The organism is Streptomyces sp. NPDC054757, assembly GCF_053612185.1.
Genome location: NZ_JBSHBW010000006.1, coordinates 89321 through 114941 on the forward strand (window position 1 = coordinate 89321; position 25621 = coordinate 114941).

Genomic DNA, 25621 nt, shown 5'->3' on the forward strand with positions numbered 1-25621 from the left:
AGTTCTGGAAGTGCGGGAGCGCGTGCGGTCAGGCGGCCTGCTCCGGGGCCTTGCGGGCGAGCAGCTGAACCTCCTTGAACTGCCGCCTGTCGGTGGGCTGCGGCTCACGGACCAGCCGGGCGACCTCGGCAAGCCCCGACTCGCGCAGCATCGCGGCGAGGCGGTCCGGCGACCACCGGTAGGCCGGCGCGACCGCGTGATCGAAGACCTGCGCCGGGTGGGACGGATCGTCAGTGGCCGAGAAACCGATGAGGAGGTGGCCGCCGGGTGCCAGTACCCGGTGGAACTCCGCGAGGACGGGCGGGAGTTCGCGTGGCGGGGTGTGGATGATGGACCAGCGCGAGAGTACGCCGCCCAGGTTCGCGTCAGGAATGCGCAGCGCGGCCATCGAGCCCACGTCGAACTTCAGCCCCGGGTAGGCCTGCCGAGCCAGCCCGACCATCGCGGGAGAGGCGTCGACACCGAACGCGTCCAGCCCCAACTCCCCCAGATGAGCGGTGATATGGCCGGGCCCGCAACCGAGGTCCGCGACCCGGCCGCCCCCACCGGCGCTGACGGCCTCGGCGAAGGCACCCAGGATCGCACGGTCCAGGAAACTGTCACGCAGCGTGTCGCGGAACAGCTGGGCGTAGGTGGAAGCGGCAGCGTCGTAAGCATCGCGGGTGACCCTGAGGGCATCGTGTTCGACCATGCCGGTGACAGTAATGCCCGTAGCGGGGCGGGCCGGAAGAGCCTGCCCCGCCCCGCTACGGGCGACCGCGATCAGCGCCTGCTTCGCCGCCTCACGCGTTCACCATGAGGACTTGGTCACTCCGGGCAGATAGCCGGCGTGTGCCTGTTCGCGCATCCGCACCCTGGAGAGCCCGAACTTGCGCAGATGCCCGCGCGGGCGTCCGTCCACACTGTCGCGGTTGCGCACCCGGGTCGCACTGGCATCTCGCGGCTGACGGCGCAACTCGTCGATCGCGCGCGCCCGTTCGGCTTCACTGGTGTCCGGCCTGCGGATGGTCTCCTTGAGTTCGGCCCGGCGGGCCGCGTAGCGCTCGACGGTGTTCTTGCGCTGCTCGTTCTTGGCGATCTTGCTCTTGCGGGCCATCAGACCTTCTCCCCCCGTGCCCTGATGCGCGCCACGGCGGCTTCGACGCCCATGGCGTCCACGGCCTTGATCGCCCTGGCACTGAGGACCAGGCGGACATGGCGGCCCTCGCTCGGCAGCCAGTACCGCTTGCGCTGGATGTTCGGGTCGAACCGGCGCGGGGTGCGGCGGTGCGAGTGGGAGACGTGGTTGCCGAAGCCCGGACGGGCTCCGGTCAGTTGGCAGTGCGCAGACATGAAGCGGCCTGTTCCTTTCCCGGGGCGTGAGCCCCTATCGGTAATGACAATCATTGTCGTATGCTACCCGCATGGCTCGCAACGAACTCCGCCCGATCATCAAGCTCCGGTCCACGGCCGGAACCGGCTTCACCTACGTGACCCGTAAGAACCGCCGCAACGACCCCGATCGCCTGACCCTGCGGAAGTACGACCCGGTCGCCCGCCGGCACGTCGAGTTCCGCGAGGAGCGCTGAACCGCGGGCGCGCTCCTGCTCGCTTCCGCTCGCCGCCTCCGGCGCCGTGCCCGACCCGGATCCGCTCCGGATCCGCCCGGGATCCCTTCCGCATCCGTACCGACAAGGAACCGCTGTGAAATCCCATCTGCATCCGCCCTACGGCCCCGTGGTCTTCCGTGACCGGGCCGGGGGCTTCGCCTTCGTGACCCGGTCCACTCTGAGCAGTGAACACACCGTGGAGTGGGAGGACGGCAACACCTACCCGGTGGTCGACGTCGAGATCTCATCGGCGAGCCACCCCTTCTACACGGGCACCGCGCGGGTGCTCGACACGGCCGGCCGGGTCGAACGTTTCGAGCGCCGCTACGGCCATGGAGCCCGGTGATGCCCCAGAACCCGGAGCTGGCTGTCGTCATCGTCGCCGGACTGCACGCCGATGCGCGCCGACGCACCGTGGAACGTCTGCTGCACGACATGCCGGGCAGCGTCGCCCTCCACCACGACCTGTCGACCGCCCCGGCCGGCACCGTGCGGCGGAGTGTCCGCGACGCCGCCGGCACCTGGGCGGAAGGCGAGACACCGCTGGTCAACGACTGCGCCTGCTGCGCCCTGCGGGAGGATCTCGTACCGGAGCTGCGCCGCCTGTCCGAGGACGGCACGACCCGGCTCGCGGTGGTCGAACTCTGGGATTCGGTCGAACCGCGCGCCATGGCGGAACTCGTGGCCGCGCACGGAGCCGGATTTCTACGGCTGACCGGTGTCATGACAGCCGTGGATCCGTCCCTGCTGCTCGCCTGCCTCGGCAACGGGGACGACCTGGCCGAAGCGGGACTGGCGGCAGCCGCGACGGACCAGCGGACGGTGGGTGACACCTTCGCCCGCCAGCTCGAATACCCGGCCGTGCACGTCGTGGTCGACCACGCCGATGCGGAGCCGGCCGACCTCGCGCTGCTCACGCAGTTGCACCCGACCGCACGGCGTGTGCCGCTCGAATCGGCGGAGCCGGCCCGGCTGGCGTTCGCCGGGTTCGACGTGGAGGCCGCGGCGGCGGCCCAGCATCCGGCGTGCGCCCTGCTCCCCCAGGACGCGGACGAGTCCGGTGTGGCCACCCTGGTGTGGCGGAGCCGGCGCCCGTTCCACCCGGAGCGCCTCTACGCGGCTCTGGAAGACCTCTGCTGCGCCGCCGCCCGCAGCCGCGGCCGCTTCTGGCTCGCCGACCGGCCCGACACCCTCCTGTCCTGGGACGCGGCGGGAGGCGCGCTCTGTGTGGAGAGCACGGGGCCCTGGCTGGCGTCGCTGCCCGACGCGGCCTGGGAGTTGGTGCCGCCCGTACGCCGTGCAGCCGCCGCGCTCGCCTGGCATCCCGAGCACGGGGACCGGTGTCAGCACCTGGTCTTCACCTCCCCCGGGCTGGACCGCGACGGTCTCACATCGGTCCTGGCGTCCTGCCTGCTCACCGACGACGAGATGGCGGGCGGGGCCGAGTCCTGGAAGCGTTTTCCGGCCGCCTTCGACGAGCTTCTCGATCCGGTCCACTGACCGGGCCTCGCACGACCGGGCCGCGGATCACTGCGCCCATACCACCCCACCGGCACAGCACCTCAGGAGCACACCATGACACTCGGCAACAGCCGTCAGCGGACCGCCCGGACGACCCGGCCCAACCCGCTGGACGCCGCAGGCATCACGTACATCGACTACAAGGACACCGACCTGCTGCGGAAGTTCATCTCCGACCGTGGCAAGATCCGCAGCCGCCGGGTCACCCGGGTCAGCGCCCGGCAGCAGCGGCGGCTGGCCGCCGCCATCAGGAACGCCCGTGAGATGGCCCTCCTGCCCTATGGCACCCGCTGATCCCTCTCTCCGCTCGTCAGCCAGTGCCCGGCGCCCGGCCGCCGTTCTCTGTGCCCGGCCGGTTCACCCGTTCAGCCGCTTGCGGCACCGAACCGGATTCCGTACGGCGGACTGGCCGGTACGTGGTTCTTCGCGGCCCCACATGGCCGTGTGCGGATCGGCGCGGACCCGGCCGGGTCCGCGGGCGCGCCGGGCGTTCAGCGGAATCGGTCCGCTCGAATCGAGGGTTGCGGCGTGCGGCGATACCGTGATGAAGAGTGGTGCCCCGGGATAAATCGCCTCTCGCCGACGACGAGGGCCAGTAGCGGGCGCCCGGTTCCAGATGTTCGATTCTCAGGAGGAACGATGAGCAACCCCGAGCAGAATGCGAACCAGGAAGAGGGCCCCGCGGACGGCGGAGCGGCCGGAACGCCCGGCGTCCACGACGGCGGAGCCGACGGAGGAGCCGAAGGCCCCGCCGACGGCGGAGCAGCCGGAACCCCCGGCGTCCACGACGGCGGAGCCGACGGGGCGGCCGACGGATCCGGCCGCCGCCGTTGACCACCCCCCGGACCACGCTCCAGGACGCCGGTGCCCCCACGGGCGCCGGGGTCCTGGAGACGCGTCTGATCCGGCTGGACCGACAGGAGTTCGCCCGCGACGTCTGGGCGCGTACGGCGCTGCTCACCCGGGGTGCGAGTGACTTCTCCGATCTGTTCTCCGAGGCCGCCGTGGACGAACTGGTCTCGCGTCGCGGGCTGCGCGCACCCTTCCTCCGGGTCGCCAAGGACGGCGCCACCCTCCCGGACGCCTCCTTCACCTCACCGGCCGGCGTCGGCGCGACCGTCTCCGACCAGCTCGACGACACCGCTCTGTGGCGTGAGTTCGCCGATGGCGCCACGCTCGTCCTCCAGGCGCTGCAGCGCACCTGGGAGCCGGTCGCCTGCCTCGTGGCCGGGCTGAGCACGGAGCTGGGTCATCCGGTGCAGGCCAACGCCTACGTCACTCCGCCGCAGAATCGCGGGTTCGACGACCACTACGACGTCCACGACGTCTTCGTCCTCCAGATCGAGGGCACCAAGCGCTGGCTCGTGCACGAACCCGTACACCCCGACCCGCTGCCCGACCAGCCCTGGACCGGTCACCGCCCCGCCGTTGCCGGGGCCGCGAGGGGAACGCCCCGTATCGACACCGTGCTGGAGCCGGGCGACACCCTCTATCTGCCGCGCGGCTGGCTGCACGCCGCCGAGGCCCAGGGGGAGACATCGATCCATCTGACGCTCGGGATCCACACCTGGACGCGCTACGCACTGGCCGAACAGCTCGCCCAGTGCGCACTGGCCGCGCTCCGTGAGGACCCCGGGATGCGCGGCACCCTGCCGCTGGGCGTGGACGGGCCGGCCGGGGAGGCCGACATCGTCCGCGCACGTCTCATCACCGCCCTCGCGGAGGCCGATGCCGCTCCGCTGTTCCACCGCACCCGGCGGGGCCAGGGGCGCCCGGAGCCCCTGGGGCCGCTGGCCCAGCTCGCGGCCGTCGCCGGCCTCGGCCCCGGGTCCCGGGTGCGGCTCCGTGAGGCGCTGGAAGCACGGTGGGAGGGGTCGCGCCTGACCACGCGGGTCGGATGGCTCGACTTCCCGGATGACGAGCTGCCGTATGTGACCCGCCTGCTCGACGGTGAGGTCCGCACCGCGGGTGATCTCGGCGTCGCACTCGCCGGCCGGCTGCTGCGGGCGGGTGTACTGCTGCCGGCCGACCGGTGGTCTGCGCCGCGGTGACCGGGCCGGCCCGCTTCTTCTGCGCCAATTCCGCCCGGAGGCGCGGCGACCCGGTCGCGGGCACGGCGCCGTACGGCTCCGTCTGGGTCCTCATCGAGTACCGGGGCGGCTGGCCCGCCAACGGCTTCGACGGCCTCGGGCTCGAACCCCGGACCAAGGCACGCGTGTTCTCCGCGGCCCAGGCGGTGCGGGCGCGCGTCCTTCTGGTGAGGCGGCACGGACGCCGCAGCCCAGAGGGCCCCAGCCACTGGGCCGTACTGCGCTACGAGAGTTCCGGCGCCCACCGCCAGCACTGGGGCACCTGGCGCGTCGACGAGGACCTGACGGGGATCGTCGGCGCCCTCGACTCCCCAGGAGAGCCGGGCCACCCGCCCGTCGTCCTGGTCTGCGCCCACGGTCAGCACGACACCTGCTGCGCCGTACGCGGGCGGCCCGTGGGGCGCGCCCTCAGTGAGCGCTGGCCCGAACTGGTCTGGGAGTGCACCCATGTGGGCGGTGACAGGTTCGCCGCCAATGTGGTGGTCGCACCCGACGGCGTCTACTACGGCGGTCTCGACGCCGACTCGTCCGTCGCGGTGATCCAGGGGCACCTGGCCGACCGTATTCACGCGGAGCATCTGCGCGGGTACACCGATCTCTTTCCACCGCAGCAGACCGCTGTCGCAGCCGTGCTCGAACGCTTCGGCCCGGCCGGACGGCACGACTACGTGATCAGCGAGACGGTCCGGGACGGGAACCGGTGGCGGATCCGCGTCACCGGCCGCCCGCCGCGTCCGGCCGCCTTCGAGATCGAGGTGCAGGCGCACCGTACGGAGCCGTACCAGCTGACCTGCCGTGGAACAGCGATGAGTCCGGCGGTCGTCTACGAGGTCACCTCGTTCCGCGACGGCTGAGCGGGACCCGTCCCACGGCGCGGCCGGGCCGGCTATCCGGCGTCCGCCAGAACCACGCAGGCACCGAGGTGCCAGGTCTCGCCGTTCTCGGCGGACAGCTCCAGGTCCACCTCCCGTCCGGCTGAGCCGCCCTCCAGCGGCACGCGCAGCCAGCGGAATTCCCGGCCCGCCAGCTGGGGGCTACGGGCCTTCTCGACGCCGTCGGCCCGGACCACCAGCGTTCTGGTGAAGGTGTTGGGATCACCGGTGAGCAGGTACGCCGTGCACGGTCCCGGCGGCAGTGCCAGCCGCAGGGTGGCCGGAGCCGTGTCCCGGACATAGTCCCTGCGCAGGACATCGGGCAGCCCCGCGTCGGATGCCTCGGGCACCCGGCCGGTCCAGCCGAACCGCGCGCCCTCGTGCCACACGTCCAACGGCGAGAGCCGGGTGTAGCCCTCCAGTACGGAGGAGGAGGTGGTCCCGGCGTCCAGCGCGTGCACACAGCGTGCGGCCGGCGGAACCACCACGGCCTGCACCACGCCCAGCAGGGAGGAGCCGAGGACCGTCTCGCCGCCGGACTCCGGGCGTGCGCGGAGTGTGGCGAGGGCGGGAGTCTCCGGCGGGACGAGGACGGCCTGCACGGTTTCGGTCTGCCCCGACTCCACAAAACGTGTCACAGGCTCGGACCGCCAGCCCCCGGGCACCTCGATGGCCGCCACGGTGCGCAGCCCCGCCCCCGTCGCGTTGGTCAGCTGCACCGGTACGGTGTTGCGCCGCCCGCCCAGCAGCACGGCGTCCTCGGGGGCGACGGCGGCCTGGATCCAGTGGCGGCGTTCGTCGCGGATCCGGCTGAGGCCGAACCAGTAGGCGGCCAGCGTGTCCCGCCACTCGGCGGCCGCTGTCAGCTGCTCGCCGAACAGCCGGTGTACGTCGGTGAGGCGCCGGTGGTCGATGCGGCCGCGCAGCGAGTCCCAGCTCTCGCGCATGCGGGCCACGCGTTCCGCGGCGGAGAAGTGGGTGTCGTAGATGTGCTGGATCACGGTGGTGCCGTCGGCCAGTTCGTGGGTGTACGGCACGTGGTGGAGGAAGAGGAGCAGCTCCTCGGGGCAGTCCGCCAGTGATTCGTAGGCGTCACGCGTGGCCGGTGCGTACAGCCCGGTGTATCCGTCGCCGGTGGCCGCCGTGCGGTCGTAGCCGATGCCCGTGCTGTCCGAGTGGTGGAACTGCGTGGTCGTGGTGGGGCTCGGGCGGAAGTGCCCGGTCACGGAGCCGTCCGGCGGGTGGGTCAGATATCCCACGCCCAGGGGCGAGGTGTACTCCTCGTAGGTGCGCCAGGAGCCGAGGAGCAGTGCCGAGACCACCGTGACCACCTGCGGGTCGTTGCCGAAGGTCATCCGGGTCCACTCGGCGGCGAGGTCACCGGCGGACTGCTCCGGGTTCCAGGCGAGCCGTCCGTAGCCGTGGGTGTTGGCCGCGGCGAGATGCGATCCGGTCCAGTTCCTGGCGTCGCCGAAGTTCATCACTCCGGCGAACCCGCTGTGCGTGTACGGGTGGACGCGGCCGGTCACGACCCGGGCGACGGTGCTGTCCGGACCGGCTTTCCCCGTGTCGAAGTCCAGGCACGCCTTCCACTGCGGGACCAGGTAGCACAGATGCGTGGCATGCCCGGTGTACTCCTGTGTCACCTGGAGTTCGATCATGGAGTTGGTGTGCGGCAGGGACCCGAAGAGCGGGTTGGCGGGTTCTCGTACCTGGAAGTCGATCGGGCCGTTCTTGATCTGAACCACCGCGTTGTCCGCGAACTTTCCGTCCAGTGGCACGAAGTCGTGGTAACCCTGCCGGTCCCACTCCTTGTCGCTGTCGTGGACGAAGGACCGCCACATCACGATCCCGCCGTACGGCCGCACCGCCCCGGCGAGCAGGTTCGCGCCGTCGGCGTGGGTGCGCCCGTAGTCCAACGGGCCCGGCCTGCCTTCGGAGTTGGCCTTCACGAGGAAGCCGCCGAAGTCCGGGATCCTCGCGTAGATCTCGGCCGCCTTCTTCTTCCACCACTCCTGTACGTCCGGGTCGAAGGGGTCCGCGGTGCCGAGCCCCCCGAGGTCGATGGGCGCGGCGAAGTTCGCCGTGACGTAAAGGGCCACACCGTACCGCCGCAGCACGCCTGCCAGGGCGGCGAGTTTGCCGAGGAACGGGGTGGAGAGGTAGTCGGCGCTCGTGTTGACGTTGTTGATCACCGCGCCGTTCAGGCCGACCGAGGCGAGGATGCGGGCGTAGTCCGTGTAACGGTCGTCGAGTTCGGGCAGCCGGTCCCAGTGGAAGATCGATCCGCCCGCGTAGCCACGCTCGATCGAGCCGTCCTCGTTGTCCCAGTGGTCGGCCAGCCGCAGCGCCCCGGCGGGTGACTCCGTGATGTCGACGTGGTCGAGCGGCCGGCCGGTCTGTACGAGCCGCAGCAGGTGGAACGCGCCGTAGAGCACGCCCCGGTCGGCGTGGGCGGCCACCACGGTGCGGGTCCGGCCGCGCCGGGTGACCTGGCGGATGACGTAGCCCTCGTCACCCAGTCCGTCGAGATCGGCTGCCGGGACGAGCGTCCGGACCAGGGCGGAACTCTCCCGGGTGCCGACCACGAGCGCCGCCCCCGACGGAGCCGCGGGCCGCGCGGTCACCCGGGTGCCGAGCAGCCCGGTCAGCCCGCGGCTCAGTTCGTCGACGGCCGAGCGCTGGAGTGCGCCGCCTCCCTGCCATACCAGGGAGGCCAGCGCGGCCCGGTAGCGCTTCAGCCGGGCGGAATCCTCCACCCGCCGGTAGCGCAGCCACAGTTCGTACCCGTCCTCGGCCGGGAGGGCGCCACCGGCCGGGAGTGCGCCCCCGGTCCGTACGGGTCCACCGGGCGTCTGCGCTGAAGCCTGCGCCGGCAGTGCCAGGGCGCCGGCCGCGCTCCCCAGTGCGGCCGCTGTCAGGACGCTGCGGCGGCGTATTCCTGAGCTCATGGTTCTCACTTCCGTCGAGGGACGAACAGTGCACATCGAGGGGCCCGCACGCTTCCGGAGGACAGGAGGGGGCCGCTGGGACAACCGAGCTCCGCAACCGTCACATGCGCCATAACAGCTGTCAACACAACCGACCACAAGGCCACATGGCACGGTGCACATCTCATCGGTTCGATCCCAGAGGGAAGTTGACCTGATCAGATCCACGAACGATCAGGGCTTGACGGACGGCTCGAATGGCGCGCCTCTCCGGATTTCTTGAGTGTGCGGTTCAGGGATGTGAAGAATGGTCAGGTAAGTCAACTGACAGAATCCAACAGGCACGATGTCTCGCAGGCGCCCTGCCGCCACAGCCGTGCACCGCACACCGGGAGCCCGGCGCGGCGCATCGCGAGCCCACGGCCCGTCAGGCGAGGGGCAGCTGCCGCCGCTCGCCGCTGGTGGACTCCCGTACCTCCAGCCAGTACGGGGCCATATGCACCTCGAACGGCGGGGGTTCGTCCGCGCGGATCCGCGCCACCAGGCACTTCACGGCCAGCGAGGCGATCACCGCCTTGTCGGGGACCACCGAGGTGAGCGAAGGAGTGCCGTACAGCGCTTCCTCGGAGCCGTCGATGCTGACCATGGCGATGTCCTCGGGTATGCGCAAACCCGCTTCGAACGCCGCGCGCCGGGCTCCGGCGGCCAGCAGATCGCTGAAGCAGAAGACCGCGTCGGGCCGCGAGCCCGGGGGCAGCCCGGTCAGGGCACGCATCGCCAGCAGCCCGTTGCGGCGGTCGAACTCGGCCACCTGGGGCGCGAGTCCGGGGTCGTAGGTCAGCCCCGCCTCATGCAGGGCCTGCTGGAACCCTTCCAGGCGCTGACGGCTGGTCGCGGACGCCAGCCGGTCGACTCCGATGGCGGCGATCCGAGTGCGGCCGATGGCGGCCAGATGCGCGGTGGCCTCCCGGGCCGCACCGACGTTGTCGATCAGGACATGGTCGGCGACGACACGATCGCGCTCGTAGCTGCGCTCGCCGAGCAGCACCAGGGGGAACTCGTCGGCGACAGGCGCCAGTGCGCCGGGCGAGACATGCAGCGGCGAGAGGATCACACCGTCCAGCAGGGAAGCGCCGACACCGGTCGCCAGGCGCAGCTCCTCCGTGGCGTCCCCCAGCGTCTCCTCGATCAGGACGGTGAAGCCAAGCGCCGCCGCCTCCGCCCGCACATGGTGGGCGAGTTCCGCGAAGTAGGGCGTCGCCAGGTACGGGACGGCCAGGGCGATCAGACCGCTGCGCCCGGTCCTCAGCCGCCGCGCCGACGGATTCGGCCGGTAGCCGAGCTCCCCCACCGCCCGCATCACCCGGGCCCGGGTGGCTTCGGAGACCTTCGGGGCGCCTCGTACAACGTTGGACACAGTCTTGATCGACACCCCCGCGCGCTCCGCCACGTCCTTGAGCGTCACAGCCGCCACTGACCAGCCCCCTCTCTTGAAGTCCTGCCAGATTATGCACTGATGGACACGGCCGGTCACCGGCCGGGGCGACCGCCGCATCTTTTTCGGACGAAGGGTTGACCCTGCGGATCCACGGCGGTTACAACGTTGGAACCGAACCTGATGGCAAGCGCTTGCTGCCGACACGGGCGGCCCCTCGGGGGCCACCGCCGGTCAGAACCGCCTGCCGCCACCCGCACGGCAGCATCCGACGGGCTCCCAGTGAGCCGCCGCCGGAGTACGGGCCACTCCCCCGGCCGCCGCCGGGCCCGCACCGCTCGTCCGTCCGTCATTCCGTCTCCTGAGAGGGTCCCCATGTCTCCAGATCGCCCCCCACGCCCGCTGCGTGCCGCCGTCGTCGGCGCGGGCGGTATCGCGCGGTCCAGCCATCTGCCCGCCCTGCGGACGCTGGCCGCGGAAGGTGAGACGGACATCGTGGCCGTGGTCGACGTGGACGCCACCGCGGTGCGCGTGTTCGCCGACGAGTTCGGGATCCCGTACGCCGCCACGGATCTGGACGCGATGCTCGCCGAAGTCCGCCCGGACCTCGTGGTGTTGTGCACCCCGCCCGCCGTGCACCGCGCACAGTCCGTCGCGGCGCTCCGGGCCGGTGCCTGGGTGTGGTGCGAGAAGCCGCCGTGCCCTTCGCTGGCCGACTACGACGCGGTGACCGCGGCGGAGCGGGGCGGTGACGTGGCCCCGTACGCGTCGATCGTCTTCCAGCACCGCTTCGGCTCCGGGGCCCGCCATGTGCGCCGTCTGTTGCACGAGGGCGCGTTCGGCAGGCCGCTGGTGGCGCACTGCCAGACCACCTGGTACCGGGACACCGCCTACTACGCCGTGCCGTGGCGCGGCCGTTGGGCGACCGAGGGCGGCGGCCCCGCCATGGGGCACGGCATCCACCAGACGGATCTGCTCCTCGATCTGATGGGCCCGTGGGCCGAGGTGCGCGGTATGGCGGCGCGTCTCGTGCACGACGTGGAGACCGAGGACGTGTCCACAGCGCAGGTCCGCTTCGCGAACGGCGCGCTCGCCACTGTGGTCAACAGCGTGCTCAGCCCCGACGAGGTCAGCCGTATCCGCATCGACTGCGAGCTGGCGACGATCGAACTGACCCATCTGTACGGCTACTCCAACGCCGACTGGCGCATCACCCCCGCCCCCGGCGTCCCCGGGGAGACCGTGGCGGGCTGGCGCGACTTCGGCGCCGACGAACCCAGTTCGCACCTCGCGCAGTTGCGCGCCCTCGTCGCCGACATCCGGGCGGGCCGCCGCCACTCCACCAGCGGCGACGGCGGCCGCCGGACGCTGGAGTTCATCACCGCGCTGTACAAGTCGGCGTTCACCGAGACCCCCGTACGCGCGGGCGACATCGGTCCCGGCGACCCGTACTACACCGAGCTGCACGGCAACGCCCCGGGCTGGGCGCCCGCCGGGGCCCGCGAGGAAGAGAAGGAATCCGCATGACGCTCGCACTGACCCACACCCACGGCGACCGGATCACCGTCACCCACGGCGCGACCGGCACGGAGCTGTTCGCGTACGTCTACCGGCCCGAAGCGGCCTGGGAGGCGCCCAAGCCGTATCTGCACCCCCTGCGGACCCTGTCCGGCGCCGTGGTCGCCGACTACCGCCCCAACGACCACCGGTGGCACAAGGGGCTCCAGATGACGGCCTCCCATCTGTCGGGCCAGAACCTGTGGGGCGGCAACAGCTATGTGCACGGCGAGGGCTATCTCGCCCTGCCCGAGCGGGTCGGCTCGATGGCCCACACCGCCTTCGACGAGGTGGCGGCGGACGACGGCCGCGCGGTCATCGCGGAGCGGCTGACCTGGCACCCGTACGACGGCACGCTCTGGGCCGATGAGGAACGGCGTATCGAGGCCGACGCCGATCCGGAGTCCGGCAGCTGGTCGCTGACCTGGACATCGGCGGTGACCAACCGGCGCTCCGAGCCACTGCGTTTCGGCAGCCCCACCACGCACGGCCGTCCGGCGGCCGGGTACACCGGGCTGTTCTGGCGGGGCCCCCGCGCCTTCCGGGACGGCGAGGTCTTCACGGCCGACGCCGACAGCGGCGACCTGATGGGGACGCAGAGCGACTGGCTCGCCTATGTCGGCGAGCACGACGGCCGCGACGGGCACGCGACCCTCGTCTTCTCGCACGCGCCGGACAACGACCACAGGGGCGACAAGGGAGCGCACCCGGCGCACTGGTTCGTCCGCAGCGACCCGTTCGCGGCGGTCGCCCCCTCCCTGGCCTTCCACGAGGAGCTGGTCCTCGAACCCGGCGACACCCTCTCCCGCTCCTACCGCGTCACCATCGCGGACGGCGCCTGGGACCGCGCCCGCATCACCGCACACCTGGCGGGCCTGACATGGTGACCGCGGCCTACGACGGGTTCCCCGGCGCGGTCGCCGTCTCCCGGCTGACCGTGTACGACTGGCCCACGGTCGACGACAGGCCCGGCGGCGGCACCCCGCACGCGCACCTCACCTGCAGCGAGGGGTACGTGGTGACGGCCGGCCGGGGAGCCATGCAGACACTCACCACGAGCGGTTACGCGGAGACGCCCCTGGAGCCCGGGACCGTGGCCTGGTTCACGCCCGGCACGATCCACCGCCTCGTCAACGAGGGCGGCCTGGAGATCACCGTCGTCATGCAGAACAGCGGCCTGCCCGAGGCCGGCGACGCGGTGCTCACGCTCCCGCCGGACCGGCTGACCGACCCCGGGACGTACGCGGAGGCCGTCCGTATCCCCGCCGGTGTCCCCGAGGCCGAGCAGGCGCGGGCCGCGCGGGTCCGGCGCGATCTGGCCACCCGCCGCTTCCTCGAACTGCGCGAGGCCACCGCCGGCGGCGACCCCGGGCCGCTGGCCGCGTTCCAGCGGGCCGCGGCCGAGCTGGTGCGGCCCCGCCTCGACGCATGGGAACAGCGCTGGCACGAGGGCGCCCATGCCGCGGCGGAGGCCACCCGCGAGCAGCTCGCCGCCCTGCGCGACCGGGACACCCGCCACCTGGAGCGTGCCCGGGTCACCGCGACCGGGCCCACCGCGCGGGGGCGGTTCGGGATGTGCGGGCGCCTCGACGTCTATACGGGCGACTGAACCCGCGGGCCGCCACCGTCCGTGGCGCGGGGCCGACACCCTCGGGCCCCGCACCGGCGCCGTCCTCCTCCGCATCCCCTCTCCCCGTACCTCCTCCGGAAGGCCCCCATGCCCGAGCCCCGAAGCGCCCGGCGCCGAGCTCCACGCCGCCGGGCCGTCCTGACAGCGGCCGCCGTCGGTCTCAGCACTGTGCTGACCGCCACCCTCACCGCCTGTTCCGCCGGGAGCGGCACCGGCTCCCACGGCATCACCCTCACCTTTTCCTGGTGGGGCAACGACGACCGGGCCGCGCGCACCAATCAGGCCGTGCGGCTCTTCGAGAAGGAGCACCCCGGCGTCACCGTCCAGACCTCGAACGCCGACTTCGGCTCGTACATGCAGAGGCTGGCGACCCAGGCGGCGGGCGGCGGCATCCCCGACGTGGCCCAGCTCGACTACCGCCAGATCTCCCAGTACGCGGGCGGCGGCGCGCTCAGGCCGCTGGGCCAGGACATCGGGAAGGGCACCATCCGCACCTTCGAGATGGACAAGAGCTTCCTGCGCACGGGTACGTACGAGAACAAGCAGTACGCGCTCCCCATGGGCCGCGGCATCACCGGCTACGCCTACGACTCGGCGGTCTACAAGAAGGCCGGCATCCCCACCCCCCGGCCCGGCTGGACCTGGCAGGACTGGGAGAAGGCCGATGCGAGGATCGCCGCACTCGGGCTCACCTCCCCCGACGGGCGGAACGTGACGGGCGCGAATGACGGCGGCACCAACGAGGACGTCTTCGAGGACTGGCTGCGCAGCCACGGCAAGAAGCTCTACGCGAGCCAGACCCGGCTCGGCTTCAGCCAGCAGGACCTCACCGACTTCTGGACGTTCTTCGACCGGCTGCGCAGGAAGAAGCTGGTCGCCGCCGCCAAGGACACCGTCCAGGCCAAGACCACCGAGACCAGCCCGATGGGCCGCGGGCTCGCCGCCGCCGACTACACCTGGGACGCGCCCTTCCCCGGATACACCGCGCTGCTCGGCGATTCCGTCCACTTCGCGCCGGTCCCGACGGTCGGCGGCAAGGCCGGTCAGTACTTCAAGCCATCGATGCTCCTGGGCGTCGGCGCCCACAGCAAACACCCCAAGGAGGCGGCCGAGCTGGTCGACTTCCTCCTCAACGACCCACGCGCGGGCGACATCCTCGGCTTCACCCGCTCCACCCCGCCCAACCGGGTGATCGCCGCCCGGGTGGCCAAGACCCTCAAGGGCGCCGAGCGGGAGATCTACGACTACGCGCAGACGATGGAGAAGTACGGCCTGGACGATCCGCCGACCGCTCCCCCGCGCGGCGACACGGCCATCCAGACCGCCTTCGGGCGCGCCTACCAGCGGGTGATGTACGGGCTGGCCACCCCGCACCAGGCGGCCGGTGAACTCATCGACGAGGCCGACAAGGAGCTGAGGCCATGAGCACCGTGACCACCAAGGCGCCCACGGGGCACGGCCGTTCGGCCGACCGGCACGCACCGGTCAGGCGGCGCCGTCGCAGCAGGCGCGAACAGCAGTGGCCCGCCTATGTGTTCCTCTCGCCGTGGATGATCGGCGCGGCCGTCCTGACCCTCGTACCGATGGCCGTGTCCCTCTATCTGTCGTTCACCGACTACAACCTGTTCGACCCGCCGCACTGGGTGGGCCTGCGCAACTACACCGAGATGCTCACCGATGACCCGCGCTACTGGCGGTCGGTCGGCACCACCCTGCTGTACGTCGTGGTGGCCGTGCCGCTCAAGCTCGGTCTGGCGCTCGCCGTGGCGATGCTGCTGAAGGGCCTCCACCGGGGCCGGGCCTTCTACCGCTCCGCGTTCTACGCACCCTCACTGCTCGGGGCCAGCATGTCGATCGCCCTCGTCTGGCGGGCGCTCTTCAACGACGGTGGCTCCGTCCCGCACGTCCTGAGCGCGGTCGGTCTCGACATCGGCGGCTGGGTCGGCAACCCGCACCTCGCGGTGTACGCGGTCGTCCTGCTGACGGCCTGGCAGTTCGGCGCCCCCATGGTGATCTTCCTCGCGGGGCTGCAGCAGATCTCGCCGGATCTCTACGAGGCCGCGGCGCTCGACGGCGCGGGCCGCTGGCGGCAGTTCGTCTCGGTGACGGTCCCGATGCTCTCGCCGGTCGTCTTCTTCAACCTGGTGCTGGAGATGATCCAGTCCTTCCAGGTCTTCACCCCGGCCTTCGCGATCAGCGGCGGCGACGGCGGCCCCGCCGACTCGACCGAGTTCTACACGCTGTATCTGTACGAACGCGGCTTCACGGCCTCACACATGGGGTACGCGGCGGCGATGGCCTGGATGCTGCTCCTCGCCATCGGCGTGATCACCCTGATCCTGTTCCGGACCTCCAGGTCCTGGGTCTTCTACGCGGACGAGGAGGGGCGATGAACATCGCCATGAAGCGGTGGCTGCCGCACACGGCGGCGGTCGTGGGACTGCTCGTCCTGCTGTATCCCCTGGCCTGGCTGCTGGCCACCTCACTCAAACCGGCGGACGAGGTGGTGACCAGTCTCGACCTGTGGCCCAGCCATCTGGAGTGGTCCAACTACACGACGGCCCTCGACGGTGTCTCGGGGATCTCCGTGACCCGGCTGCTCGGCAACACCCTGCTGATCGCCGGGGGCGCGGTCGTCGGCAACGTCCTGTCGTGCTCGCTGGCCGCCTACGCCTTCGCCCGGCTGCGCTTCCGTATGCGAAAGCCGATGTTCGGCTTCATGGTGGCGACGCTCATGCTGCCGCACCATGTGGTGCTGATCCCGCAGTACATCATCTTCAACCGGCTCGGCATGGTGGACAGTTACTGGCCGCTGATCCTGCCGAAGTTCCTCGCCACCGAGGCGTTCTTCGTCTTCCTCATCGTCCAGTTCATGCGCGGACTGCCGCGTGAACTGGAGGAGTCGGCGCGGATCGACGGCTGCGGCGCCTTCCGTACGTTCTGGGCCATCACCCTGCCGCTGAGCCGTCCCGCTCTCATCACCACGGCCATCTTCACGTTCATCTGGACGTGGAACGACTTCTTCACCCAGATGATCTATCTGTTCGCTCCGGACAAGTTCACCATCACGCTCGCCCTGCGCAGCTTCGTCGACCAGTCCAGCACCTCCGCCTACGGGCCCATGTTCGCCATGTCGGTCATCTCCGTCCTGCCGATCGTGCTGTTCTTCTTCGTCTTCCAGCGCTACTTGGTGCAGGGCATGGCCACCTCCGGGCTGAAGGGCTGAGCCGCCATGACCCACGCGTCCACCGCGCCCCACCGCGACCGCCGGGAGCCCGGCGAGATCTTCGGACCGGGCTTCTCGCTCTTCGCCGATGTGCTCCTGGTCGGCCTGCTCACCACCGTCGCCTGCCTCCCTGTCGTCACGGCACCCGCCGCGTTCGCGGCCGCCGCCGGGACCCTGCGGGCCACCGCTGACCGCGGTCTCCAGGCCGGGGCCGGAGCCTACATCGGCCAGCTGCGCGCCCATCTGACCCGGCGGACACTGGCCGCCGGTCTGGTCCCGCCCCTGCTCGTCCTGGTCCTGCTGACCGACGCCGCGCTCCTGCGCGGCGCGCTGCCCGGAGCGGCGCTCGTGTCGCCCGTACTGGCGCTGCTCACGCTGGGAGCCATGGTCGTGGGGCTGCGTGCGACGGCGCTTGAGACTCCGTACCGTCTTTCGGCGCGCGAGGGTTTCCTCCGCACCGTCGCCGACCCGCGCGGCACCCTGCTGCTCGCCGGGGCCGTGCTCCTGAGTGTGCTGATCGTCGGATCGATTCCCCTGCTGGTCCCGCTGCTGCCCGGGCCACTGGCGTTCGCCGCCACCGTCGTGGAGCTGCGCTCCGCCACCGCCGGGCAGCGGAGCTGAGGCACAGCGGGTCCTGCCCCGCCCAGTCCCTTGCCTCCGCTGTGCCTGCCTCCCCTGTGCCTGCCTCGCCCAGGCCCAAGCGTCCCTGTCTCCTCCCCCCTTACCTCCGTGCCCCCGTACGACACCACCGGAGTTCTCGTATGCCGTACCCCCACCTGGACGCCGCCGGCCATCCGCGGCCCCAGCTCGTCCGCGACCCCGACTGGCACGACCTGAGCGGCCCCTGGCGGTTCGCCCACGACGACGCGGCCCATGGCCGGGCCGGCCGCTGGATGGACCCGGACACCACCGGGCCCTTCACCGCGACCGTCACCGTGCCCTACCCGCCCGAGTCCCGGGCCTCCGGCATCGCGGAGACCGGCTTCCACCCGGTTCTCTGGTACCGGCGCACCTTCGAGGCCGTCCGCCCGGCGGCGGGCCGGCGCCTCCTCCTGCACTTCGGGGCGGTCGACCACCGGGCCGAGGTCTGGGTGAACGGTCAGCTGGTGGGCCGTCACGAAGGCGGCCACACGGGCTTCTCCTGCGATCTCACCGACGCCGTCGTCCGGGACGGCGAGCAGACCGTCGTCGTCCGGGCCGAGGACCAGCCGCAGGACGCGGCGCAGCCCCGCGGCAAACAGGACTGGCGGCGGGACCCCCATGTCATCTGGTATCACCGCACCTCGGGGATCTGGCAGCCGGTCTGGCTGGAGGAGGTGCCGGCCCAGCACATCACGGTCCTGCACTGGACCCCCGACGTGGCCAACGCCCGGGTGCGCTGCCGGGTCCGGCTCAGCCAGTGGCCGCAGCGCCCGCTGGCCGTCACCGTCCGTCTCACCCGGGGCGGCCGGGTGCTCGCCGAACAGCGCACGCTGGCCGAGGGCCAGGAGACGGAGTTCGATGTGTCGGTGGGCGCGCTCCGGCACGGCCAGGACCTCGACGAGCTGCTCTGGAGCCCCGAGCGGCCTCATCTCGTGGACGCGGTGGTGACCCTGGAGGACGCTGCGACCCCGGAGAATGCGGCGGGCACCGCTCCCGTCGACCGGGTCGCCTCCTACCTCGGTCTGCGCGACATCGGCTGGGACGACGGTGTCTTCCTGCTCAACCACAAGCCGTACTTCCTGCGCTTCGCACTCCAGCAGGGCTACTGGCCCGACTCGCATCTCGCGGCCCCGCCGGAGGCGCTGCGCCGCGACGCGGAGCTGGCCAAGTCCATCGGCCTCAACGGGCTGCGCATTCACCAGAAGATCGAGGACCCGCGCTTCCTCTACTGGGCCGACCGGCTGGGGCTGATGCTCTGGGAGGAGATGCCCTCCGCGTTCGTGTTCGGCGCGCAGACCGTCCAGCGGGTGGTCCACGAGTGGACCGAGGCGGTCACCCGCGACCTGAGCCACCCCTCGGTCGTCGCCTGGATCCCGGTCAACGAGTCCTGGTCCGTGCCGAATCCGGCGCTCGTCCCCGCCCAGCGGCACTTCATGGACAGCCTGTACCACCTGACGAAGGCCCTCGACCCGTCACGCCCCGCGGTCTCCAACGACGGCTGGGAGATCTCGGCGGCCGACATCTGGGGGGTGCACGACTACACCCAGGACTCGCGGGTACTGCGCGAACGGTACGGCCATCACGGGCTGCGGCGGGGCGAGTTCGCCGAGCAGTGGCCCGGCGCCAAACGGCTTCTCCTCGACGGGGTACGCCACCAGGGGCAGCCCGTCGTCCTCAGTGAGTTCGGCGGGGCCACCTTCGAACCTGCCGAGGGCGCCGAGTGGTTCGGCTACGACACCGTCAGCACAGCGGAGGACTTCGCGGACCGGCTGGCCGGGCTGGTGGCGGCCGCGGTGGACTCGGGTCTTGCCGGATTCTGCTTCACCCAGTTCACCGATACGGAACAGGAGATCAACGGCCTGTTCACGGCGGACCGCCGGCCGAAGGTCCCGGTGGCGGAGTTGCGCGCGATCCTCACCCGGCGGCGGGGGGAGTCCGTTCCCCGGCGGCTGGTGGAACCGGCCGACACAGCTGAGGGGGCCGGTGGAGAGGTACGGCGGCAGGCCGCGCTTCCCGTCGAGCCGTGAGTACGGCTCGACGGCCGCCCGGCACGTGGCGCCCGGCACGGCCCCGGCCTCACACCGGGCCGCCGCTGCCGGACCACGCGGCGGGCAGCACCTCGTCGACAGGACCGCGGCGCACACAGCGGCCGCCGTCGAACAGCGCGGCCTCGTCGGTGACCGCCCGTACCGCGGGGAGGTCGTGGCTGAGGAACAGCAGGGCGGTTCCGGCCGGGGCGAGCAGGCCGGGGAGCGCGTCGATGACGCGTTCCCGGGAGCCGGTGTCCAGCGCCGACGTCACCTCGTCGCAGATCAGCAGGGCCGGGCGCGCGGTCAGGGCCCGCACCAGCGCGCACCGCTGAAGCTGGCCGCCGGAGAGCCGGTCCGGAGTCCGGTGCAGCAGCGCCTCGTCGAGCCCCAGCACGCCGGCGGCCCGTACCGCGCCGGCCGTCGCCTCCTCGGGCCGCACTCCGCGCAGCAGCCGTGCGGTGTCCGCGAGTTGTGCGAGGACCGGGCGGTGTCCCTCGAAGGATTCCGCGCTGCTCTGGTGCACGTACTGGACAGCGCGGCGCTGTACGGCCGTGCGCCGGTCGACACGGCGCGGCAGCGGTAGGCCGTCGTACCGCACCTCTCCCAGGGTGGGTGTGGTCAGACCGGCCAGTACCCGGGCGAAAGTCGTCTTGCCCGCGCCCGAGGGGCCGAGCAGTGCGGTCCTGCTCCCGGGCGCGAACGCCATGGATACCGGCCCGGCGAGCGGATCACCCGACCTGCGGCGTACGACGATGCCGGTGGCGGTGATGCCGAGGCCCTCCGCAGCCGGGCGGGCCGTGCCGCGGTCCGCGCCCCTGCCCGCGGCGGTGCGGCGCTCGGCGGCGAGCAACTCCCGGGTGGCCGGGTGGCGTACGGCGGGCGGCCCGGTACCGGGAGCGGCGGCGGCCGTCACGGGGCCAGGGGCCGGAGCAGTGGCGCCCGTGCCGATACCGGCAGCGCCCGTACCGGTACCGGCGGCGCCCGTACCGGTACCGGCGGCGCGCGTCCCGGTACCCGCAGTGCTCGTACCAGTACCGAGGGCAGCCGGACCGTCGGCGCCGAGCAGGTCCGCCGTCGGCCCGTCGTCCACGGCCCGGCCGTGCTCCAGCACGATGATCCGGGCGGCCGTCTCCCGTACCAGCCGCAAGTCGTGACTGAGCAGCAGCACACCCGCGCCGTCCTCCGCGAGCGCCCGCAGCGTGCGGCCCAGGGCGTGTGCGAGGGCCGGGTCCAGGCCGCTCGTCGGCTCGTCGAGCACCAGCAGCTGTGCGCCCGTCACCAGGGCGGAGGCGAGTGCCAGACGCTGCTGCTGGCCACCGGAGAGCTGATGCGGGAAGCGCCGGCGGACGGCTTCCCACTCCAGACCCGCGCGGGCCACCGCCCCGAGCGCGGCGGACTTGCGCGCGGCCCGTCCCTGGTGCCCGAGCGCGGCCAGTTCGGTGAGGGTGCCACCGGCCCTGCGGACCGGATCCAGCACCGTCTCCGGGTGCTGGGGCAGATGCGCGGCCCGGCCCGCCCGGGCCGGGGGGCGCCGGGACGGCTCCAGGAGCAGCAGATCCGTACCGTCCAGCAGGACGCTTCCGGAGAGCCGTACGCCCCTGCGGGAGCTTCCGAGCGCGGCCAGGCCGAGCGTGGTCTTGCCACTGCCCGACGGGCCGACTACGGCGGTGACGGAACCGGCGGGAACGGTCAGTGCGATCCGGTCGAGCAGCGGGCGCCGGGCCCCGTCCGCGTACGCGGAGAGCTCCGGGACGTCGAGGAGCGGCGGGCGGGCGGAGCGGGCCACCGGGCCCTCCTGCGCCCGCCCGGAATACTCACTCGCCGGGCTCACCGGACCCCCCGCTGTCCGGCGAGGGCACTGTCCACGAGCAGGTTGCCGCCGACGCAGAGCGCCGTCAGCAGACCGGCGGGCACCAGCACCGCGGCGGGCTGGGTGAACAGCGCGTCGCTGTTGCGCTCGATGAGCACCGCCCAGTCGGGTGAGGACACCGGCAGCCCCAGTCCGAGGAAGTTGGCGGACGCCAGCAGATACAGCACCACGGAGAACCGGCCGCCCGCGTCGGTGGCCAGCGGGGCGGCCAACTCCCGTGCCAGGTGGCGGAGATGGATGTACGCCCAGCCGCGGCCCTGCATCCGCAGCGCCTCGACGACCGTGCGGGAGGCCGGGGCGAGCGCGGCTCCGCGCACCAGGCGGGCCACGGCCGGGACCTGGAGCACCCCGGCGACCGCCACCAGCCAGTACCGGTCGCGGTGCCCGGTCGCCGCCAGGGTCATCAGTACCAGCAGCCCGGGGAACGCGAGCAGCAGGTCGAGGCCGCGCATCACCGTCTCGTCGAGGCCGCGCCGCGGGCCCGCCGCCAGCAGCCCCAGCGGGGCACCCACGGCCACGCCGATCAGCAGCGCGCCCAGGGCGCTCCCCAGGACCGAGGCACCGCCGTGCAGCACGAGCCACAGCACATCGCGACCCAGGACGTCCGTACCGAGCGGGTGCCCTTCGCCGGACGGCTGCGACGGCAGCGCGCCCCGCGCCGACGGAGCACCCCCGGCCAACCACGGCCCCAGCAGGGCCGCGAGCACCGGCACACCGAGCAGTGTCAGGGCGATCCACGGCAGGCGGTTACGGCCTGGGCGCACGGTCCCGGCCTCCGCCGGCGCGGTCATGCCGTCACCTCCCGGTGCGGTGCCAGGCGGTGGGCGGCGAGGTCGCCGATGAGGTTGACCGCGACAGCGGTGCCGGCGAAGAGCAGCGCGTACGTCTGCACCTGAGGCAGATCGCGGTTCTGTACGGCCTCGACGAAACCGCTGCCGAGGCCGCGGAAGCCGAACACCGCCTCCACCAGTACGGTGCCGCCCAGCAGCCCCTCCACACAGCGGGCGAACTGCTGCGCCGCGGGGCCCAGGGCACCCGGCAGTACATGGCGCAGCACCACCGTCCGCTCCCGCATACCGAGGAGCCGCAGATGCGCGGCGACGGAACCGTGCCGCCCCGCCGCCACCCCGGCCCGGATCTGCCGTGCCAGATCACAGAGGTGACGGGCCGTCAGTACGGTGACGGGCAGCACCAGCACGGTCGGCTGGGTGAGCAGATCGGCGGTGTCCATGCCGACAGCGGTGGCCGGCAGCAGCCCTGCCGCCAGTGAGACCGAGGCGACCAGCAGCAGCCCGAGCACGAACTCGGGTACCGCGTGCAGCAGTACGGCCGCCGTGTTCAGCGTCCGGTCGACGCGACTGCCCTCCCGCAGCCCCGACACCGTGCCGAGCAGCGGCGCCAGTACGGTGACCAGCACCAGCGCCGGCACGCCCAGCAGCAGCGTCACCCCGATACGGCGGCCGATGTCGTCGCCCACCGGCAGCCCGGTGGTCAGGGAGTGCCCGAGGTCGCCGCTGAGCAGCTTGCCGAGCCAGTGTCCGAAGCGGGTCCAGGCCGGCTCGTCAAGACCCAACTGACTTCTCAGCGCGGCCACTTGTTCCGGCGTGCCGAGTTCGCCGCGGAGCACGTCGGCCGTGTCGCCCGGCAGCAGCGAACCGACCGCGAAGACGGCGACCAGCACCACCAGGCACTGGAGGGCCGCCAGCAGGAAACGCCGCAGCACATAGGCGCGCACGTCAGCCGATGCGGACCCGGTCGAACCGGGCCCAGTCGTGCGAGTTGGGCGGCGCGGCGCGCAGACCGCGGACCGATGGGCCGATCGCGTCGTTGGCGTCGGAGAACGCCCACACCAGCAGTCCGGACTCGTCCCGGGCGAGCTTCTGTGCCCGGGCGAGGAGCGCCAGCCGCTCCTTCTCGTCCCGGGTGGTGCGGGCCCGCTCCAGGAGCGTGTCGAACTTCTTCGACGCGTACTGCGTCTGGTTGCGGGCCGCTCCCCCGCGGACCCGCTGCTGGAGGAAGTCGGAGAGGGGCAGGGTGGAGGTGGTGTTGAAGGCGGCCACCCCCTGTGTCCTGATTTCACTGAAGTACGTACTGGACGCACGGGTGTTGGCGGTCAGACGGAGCCCGACCTCACGCAGCTGCCGCCCCATCAGGTCCGCGGCCGCCTCCCAGGTGGCATCGACGGAGCTGGTCTCCACGGTGATGTGCAGCCCCTCCGCTCCGGCCTCCTTCACCAGCTTCCGTGCCTGGCCGACATCGCGTACCCGGGGCGCGATGCCGTTCGGATAGCCGCGCAGACCCATGCCGAACAGGTCGTTCCCCGGCTCCCCGTGTCCGGCCAGCGCGACCCGGACCAGCGCCTCCCGGTCGATCCCCAGCTGCACGGCGCGCACCAGCCGCGGATCGTCGAACGGCTTGCGGCCGGTGCGCAGCAACAACTGCTGGGCGGTGGCCCGCTCGGCGGTCAGCAGCCGCGTCGAGCCCTCCTTCTTCAGCCGGTCCACGGAGGCACCGGCCAGGTCGGCGGCGTAGTGGACCTGCCCGGACAGCAGCGCGTTGAGCCGCGCAGACTCCTCGTTCGCGGGGACGATCTCCAGCTCCGCGATGTGCGGGGCGCCGTCCCAGTGGCCGTCCCAGCCGCGGTAGCGGGCGGTGCCGCCGGGCGTGAACGACACATAGGTGAAGGGGCCGGAGCCGATGGGCTTGCGGAATTCCTTCGTCCCGTCGGGGATGATCTCCGTGCCGGGGCCCGCGAAGACGGTGGGGAACTCGAAGTTGGGCGCCTTCAGTACGAAGACGACGGACCGTTCGCCGTCGGCCCGGGTGGCGCCGGAGTCGATGGCCGACAGCAGGACCTGCGAGGGGGAGCCGGTGGCGGGGTCGGCGGCGCGGCGGTAGCTGTAGAGGACGTCCTTGGCGGTGACCGGCTTGCCGTCGTGGAACTGCGCCTTGCGCAGCCGTATGCGCCACCGGGTGCCGGACGCGTCGCTCTCCCAGGACTCCGCGAGCCGCTTGCGGACGGACATGTCGTCGGCGTAGGTCCCGAGCGTGTCGTACAGGGCCTTGGCGCGGGCCTGGTCGACGAAGTTCGGGGCGACATGGGGGTCGAGGGTCTCCTGTGAGCCGCCGGCCGTGAACGCGGCGCGGAACCGGTCACCGCCTCCCCCGTCCTTCCTGTCCCCGCCGCACCCGGCGAGCAGGCCGGTCGCGGCCAGTGCCAGGGCGCCTCCGGCGGCCAGCGCTCCCCGTCTGCCGAGCACCGGCCGGTGCCGGTCCGGGGCCTCCGTCCGGGCATGCGTCGTCACAGCCGATCCTCTCCGGGGTGTCCTCGCCCCTGCTCGCGGACCGGCGACAGGTCAGTCTCCTGGCTCCCGGATCGTCGCTCACCTCCGCCTTCCCGCCCGCGTCAGCGGACAGTGACATGCAGGAGGACCGCTTCCCGGTCACAGTGGCGGGACCGCGCCGGACTCGCACCGGCTTCCTGATCCCCGTCGCCTCGTGCACTCATTGTGACGTACGGGGCAGAGGTGGCCGGAACCCGGTTCCCGTTCCGTGGTCCGGAGGTCTCGGCTGTCCGGAGGTCTCGGCTGTCCGGCGGCCCAGGGCCGATGGAACCGGATCGGCCGGGGTCACTAGGCTGCGGCCCATGACATCCCCCCTGACCGGCGGTCCGAGAGCCGAGCCCGTGATCCTCGACGCCGAGGAGCTGGCTGCCGATCCGGAGTTGGCGGCCGGGCTCGCCGAGTCCGCTCACCGGATGCTGGCCGACCTGGTCGGAGCGGGCGCAGCGCTGGGCTGGGTCGAACCGCCCGCGCCGGACGAAGTGGCCGGACTTCTCCGCCGTGTCGTCCGCGCGGCGCGGGCGGGAGACGCCGGCCTGCGCGCCGCCTACCTGGACCGCCGCATGGTGGGGCTCGGGTACTGGCTGCGGTACGCCCGGCCGACCCACCGGCCGCACGCCGATGTGGAGAAGATCGCGGTGGCCGCCGAGGCCCAGGGGCATGGTGTCGGCCGGGCGCTGACCGCCGGCCTGATCACCGATGCGCGGAAGGCGGGTATCGAGGTGCTCACGCTGGACGCCCGTGGCGACAACACCAGGGCTCTGGAGCTCTACCGGTCGCTCGGCTTCACTCCGTACGGGCGCCTCCCCGGCTTCGTCGCCGTCGGCGAGGACCGCTACGACACGGTTCTCTGCATGCTGGACCTGCGCCGCCGGGACTGACCGCCCC

25 protein-coding genes and 1 riboswitch are annotated in these 25621 nt (G+C 72.2%); of the genes, 16 read left to right on the forward strand and 9 right to left on the reverse strand.

Features of this window, described 5'->3' with window-relative positions:
• Positions 1–28 precede the first annotated feature (28 nt).
• The 3 genes from ACWGKJ_RS10775 to rpmB form a co-directional block, all read right to left on the reverse strand.
• Positions 29–691 (reverse strand): class I SAM-dependent DNA methyltransferase, encoded by a 663-nt coding sequence (locus ACWGKJ_RS10775; RefSeq protein WP_385018516.1) that lies wholly within the window; start codon positions 689–691, stop codon positions 29–31.
• Between the two features lie 99 nt (positions 692–790).
• A complete protein-coding gene (gene rpsN / locus ACWGKJ_RS10780; protein ID WP_385018518.1) occupies positions 791–1096 on the reverse strand; it encodes a 30S ribosomal protein S14 in 306 nt (101 codons plus the stop codon).
• Positions 1096–1332, reverse strand: coding sequence for a 50S ribosomal protein L28 (gene rpmB / locus ACWGKJ_RS10785; RefSeq protein WP_385018521.1), 237 nt, complete (start codon positions 1330–1332; stop codon positions 1096–1098). The genes rpsN and rpmB overlap by 1 nt, the downstream gene beginning before the upstream one ends.
• 71 nt (positions 1333–1403) lie before the next feature.
• On the opposite strand from rpmB, the gene rpmG reads away from it, so the two are divergent.
• From rpmG to ACWGKJ_RS10820, 7 genes are all read left to right on the forward strand, one after another.
• Entirely contained in the window at positions 1404–1568 is a 165-nt protein-coding gene (gene rpmG, locus ACWGKJ_RS10790; RefSeq protein ID WP_385018523.1) for a 50S ribosomal protein L33, read from the forward strand.
• Between the two features lie 115 nt (positions 1569–1683).
• Complete coding sequence (locus ACWGKJ_RS10795; protein WP_385018525.1) at positions 1684–1935, forward strand: type B 50S ribosomal protein L31; 252 nt, start codon at positions 1684–1686, stop codon at positions 1933–1935.
• Entirely contained in the window at positions 1935–3089 is a 1155-nt protein-coding gene (locus ACWGKJ_RS10800; RefSeq protein ID WP_385018527.1) for a CobW family GTP-binding protein, read from the forward strand. Before ACWGKJ_RS10795 ends, ACWGKJ_RS10800 begins: the two co-directional genes overlap by 1 nt.
• Positions 3090–3164: 75 nt before the next feature.
• On the forward strand, positions 3165–3404 hold the full coding sequence (rpsR, locus tag ACWGKJ_RS10805; protein WP_385018529.1) for a 30S ribosomal protein S18: 240 nt from the start codon (positions 3165–3167) through the stop codon (positions 3402–3404).
• Positions 3405–3749: 345 nt separating this feature from the next.
• Positions 3750–3944, forward strand: a complete 195-nt coding sequence (locus tag ACWGKJ_RS10810; protein ID WP_385018531.1) for a hypothetical protein — start codon at positions 3750–3752, stop codon at positions 3942–3944.
• A complete protein-coding gene (locus ACWGKJ_RS10815; RefSeq protein ID WP_385018533.1) occupies positions 3941–5161 on the forward strand; it encodes a cupin domain-containing protein in 1221 nt (406 codons plus the stop codon). The genes ACWGKJ_RS10810 and ACWGKJ_RS10815 overlap by 4 nt, the downstream gene beginning before the upstream one ends.
• A complete protein-coding gene (locus ACWGKJ_RS10820; protein WP_385018535.1) occupies positions 5158–6054 on the forward strand; it encodes a sucrase ferredoxin in 897 nt (298 codons plus the stop codon). The genes ACWGKJ_RS10815 and ACWGKJ_RS10820 overlap by 4 nt, the downstream gene beginning before the upstream one ends.
• A gap of 32 nt (positions 6055–6086) precedes the next feature.
• On the opposite strand, the gene ACWGKJ_RS10825 is transcribed toward ACWGKJ_RS10820, so the two are convergent.
• The gene (locus ACWGKJ_RS10825; RefSeq protein WP_385018537.1) at positions 6087–9023 is read right to left on the reverse strand and encodes an alpha-glucuronidase family glycosyl hydrolase; all 2937 of its coding nucleotides are present in this window, start codon (positions 9021–9023) and stop codon (positions 6087–6089) included.
• Positions 9024–9429: 406 nt separating this feature from the next.
• On the reverse strand, positions 9430–10476 hold the full coding sequence (locus ACWGKJ_RS10830) for a LacI family DNA-binding transcriptional regulator (protein WP_385018539.1): 1047 nt from the start codon (positions 10474–10476) through the stop codon (positions 9430–9432).
• 336 nt (positions 10477–10812) lie between these two features.
• On the opposite strand from ACWGKJ_RS10830, the gene ACWGKJ_RS10835 reads away from it, so the two are divergent.
• The 8 genes from ACWGKJ_RS10835 to ACWGKJ_RS10870 all read left to right on the forward strand — a co-directional run bounded on the left by ACWGKJ_RS10835 (position 10813) and on the right by ACWGKJ_RS10870 (position 19519).
• Complete coding sequence (locus ACWGKJ_RS10835) at positions 10813–11964, forward strand: Gfo/Idh/MocA family protein (RefSeq protein ID WP_385018542.1); 1152 nt, start codon at positions 10813–10815, stop codon at positions 11962–11964.
• Complete coding sequence (locus ACWGKJ_RS10840; protein ID WP_385018543.1) at positions 11961–12881, forward strand: DUF6807 domain-containing protein; 921 nt, start codon at positions 11961–11963, stop codon at positions 12879–12881. The genes ACWGKJ_RS10835 and ACWGKJ_RS10840 overlap by 4 nt, the downstream gene beginning before the upstream one ends.
• Complete coding sequence (locus ACWGKJ_RS10845; protein ID WP_385018545.1) at positions 12875–13603, forward strand: cupin domain-containing protein; 729 nt, start codon at positions 12875–12877, stop codon at positions 13601–13603. The genes ACWGKJ_RS10840 and ACWGKJ_RS10845 overlap by 7 nt, the downstream gene beginning before the upstream one ends.
• Before the next feature lie 108 nt (positions 13604–13711).
• On the forward strand, positions 13712–15049 hold the full coding sequence (locus tag ACWGKJ_RS10850) for an ABC transporter substrate-binding protein (protein WP_385018547.1): 1338 nt from the start codon (positions 13712–13714) through the stop codon (positions 15047–15049).
• On the forward strand, positions 15046–16017 hold the full coding sequence (locus ACWGKJ_RS10855; RefSeq protein ID WP_385018549.1) for a carbohydrate ABC transporter permease: 972 nt from the start codon (positions 15046–15048) through the stop codon (positions 16015–16017). Before ACWGKJ_RS10850 ends, ACWGKJ_RS10855 begins: the two co-directional genes overlap by 4 nt.
• Positions 16014–16850 (forward strand): carbohydrate ABC transporter permease, encoded by an 837-nt coding sequence (locus ACWGKJ_RS10860; RefSeq protein ID WP_385018551.1) that lies wholly within the window; start codon positions 16014–16016, stop codon positions 16848–16850. Before ACWGKJ_RS10855 ends, ACWGKJ_RS10860 begins: the two co-directional genes overlap by 4 nt.
• Before the next feature lie 6 nt (positions 16851–16856).
• Complete coding sequence (locus ACWGKJ_RS10865) at positions 16857–17471, forward strand: hypothetical protein (protein ID WP_385018553.1); 615 nt, start codon at positions 16857–16859, stop codon at positions 17469–17471.
• Positions 17472–17611: 140 nt separating this feature from the next.
• Positions 17612–19519, forward strand: a complete 1908-nt coding sequence (locus ACWGKJ_RS10870) for a sugar-binding domain-containing protein (protein WP_453315709.1) — start codon at positions 17612–17614, stop codon at positions 19517–19519.
• Positions 19520–19568: 49 nt separating this feature from the next.
• On the opposite strand, the gene ACWGKJ_RS10875 is transcribed toward ACWGKJ_RS10870, so the two are convergent.
• From ACWGKJ_RS10875 to ACWGKJ_RS10890, 4 genes are read right to left on the reverse strand one after another with little or no spacing between them, the layout of a single operon-like run.
• Complete coding sequence (locus ACWGKJ_RS10875) at positions 19569–21308, reverse strand: ABC transporter ATP-binding protein (RefSeq protein ID WP_385018557.1); 1740 nt, start codon at positions 21306–21308, stop codon at positions 19569–19571.
• A 41-nt stretch (positions 21309–21349) separates the two neighbouring features.
• Positions 21350–22183 carry an ABC transporter permease gene (locus tag ACWGKJ_RS10880; protein WP_385018559.1) on the reverse strand — a complete coding sequence of 278 codons (834 nt, stop codon included), beginning with the start codon at positions 22181–22183 and terminating at the stop codon, positions 21350–21352.
• Positions 22180–23127, reverse strand: a complete 948-nt coding sequence (locus ACWGKJ_RS10885) for an ABC transporter permease (protein WP_385018561.1) — start codon at positions 23125–23127, stop codon at positions 22180–22182. Before ACWGKJ_RS10885 ends, ACWGKJ_RS10880 begins: the two co-directional genes overlap by 4 nt.
• Position 23128: 1 nt before the next feature.
• Positions 23129–24697 carry an ABC transporter substrate-binding protein gene (locus tag ACWGKJ_RS10890; protein ID WP_385018563.1) on the reverse strand — a complete coding sequence of 523 codons (1569 nt, stop codon included), beginning with the start codon at positions 24695–24697 and terminating at the stop codon, positions 23129–23131.
• Positions 24698–24729: 32 nt separating this feature from the next.
• Positions 24730–24929: riboswitch (cobalamin riboswitch) on the reverse strand.
• A gap of 109 nt (positions 24930–25038) precedes the next feature.
• On the opposite strand from ACWGKJ_RS10890, the gene ACWGKJ_RS10895 reads away from it, so the two are divergent.
• Positions 25039–25614, forward strand: a complete 576-nt coding sequence (locus ACWGKJ_RS10895; RefSeq protein WP_385018565.1) for a GNAT family N-acetyltransferase — start codon at positions 25039–25041, stop codon at positions 25612–25614.
• Positions 25615–25621: the final 7 nt, after the last annotated feature.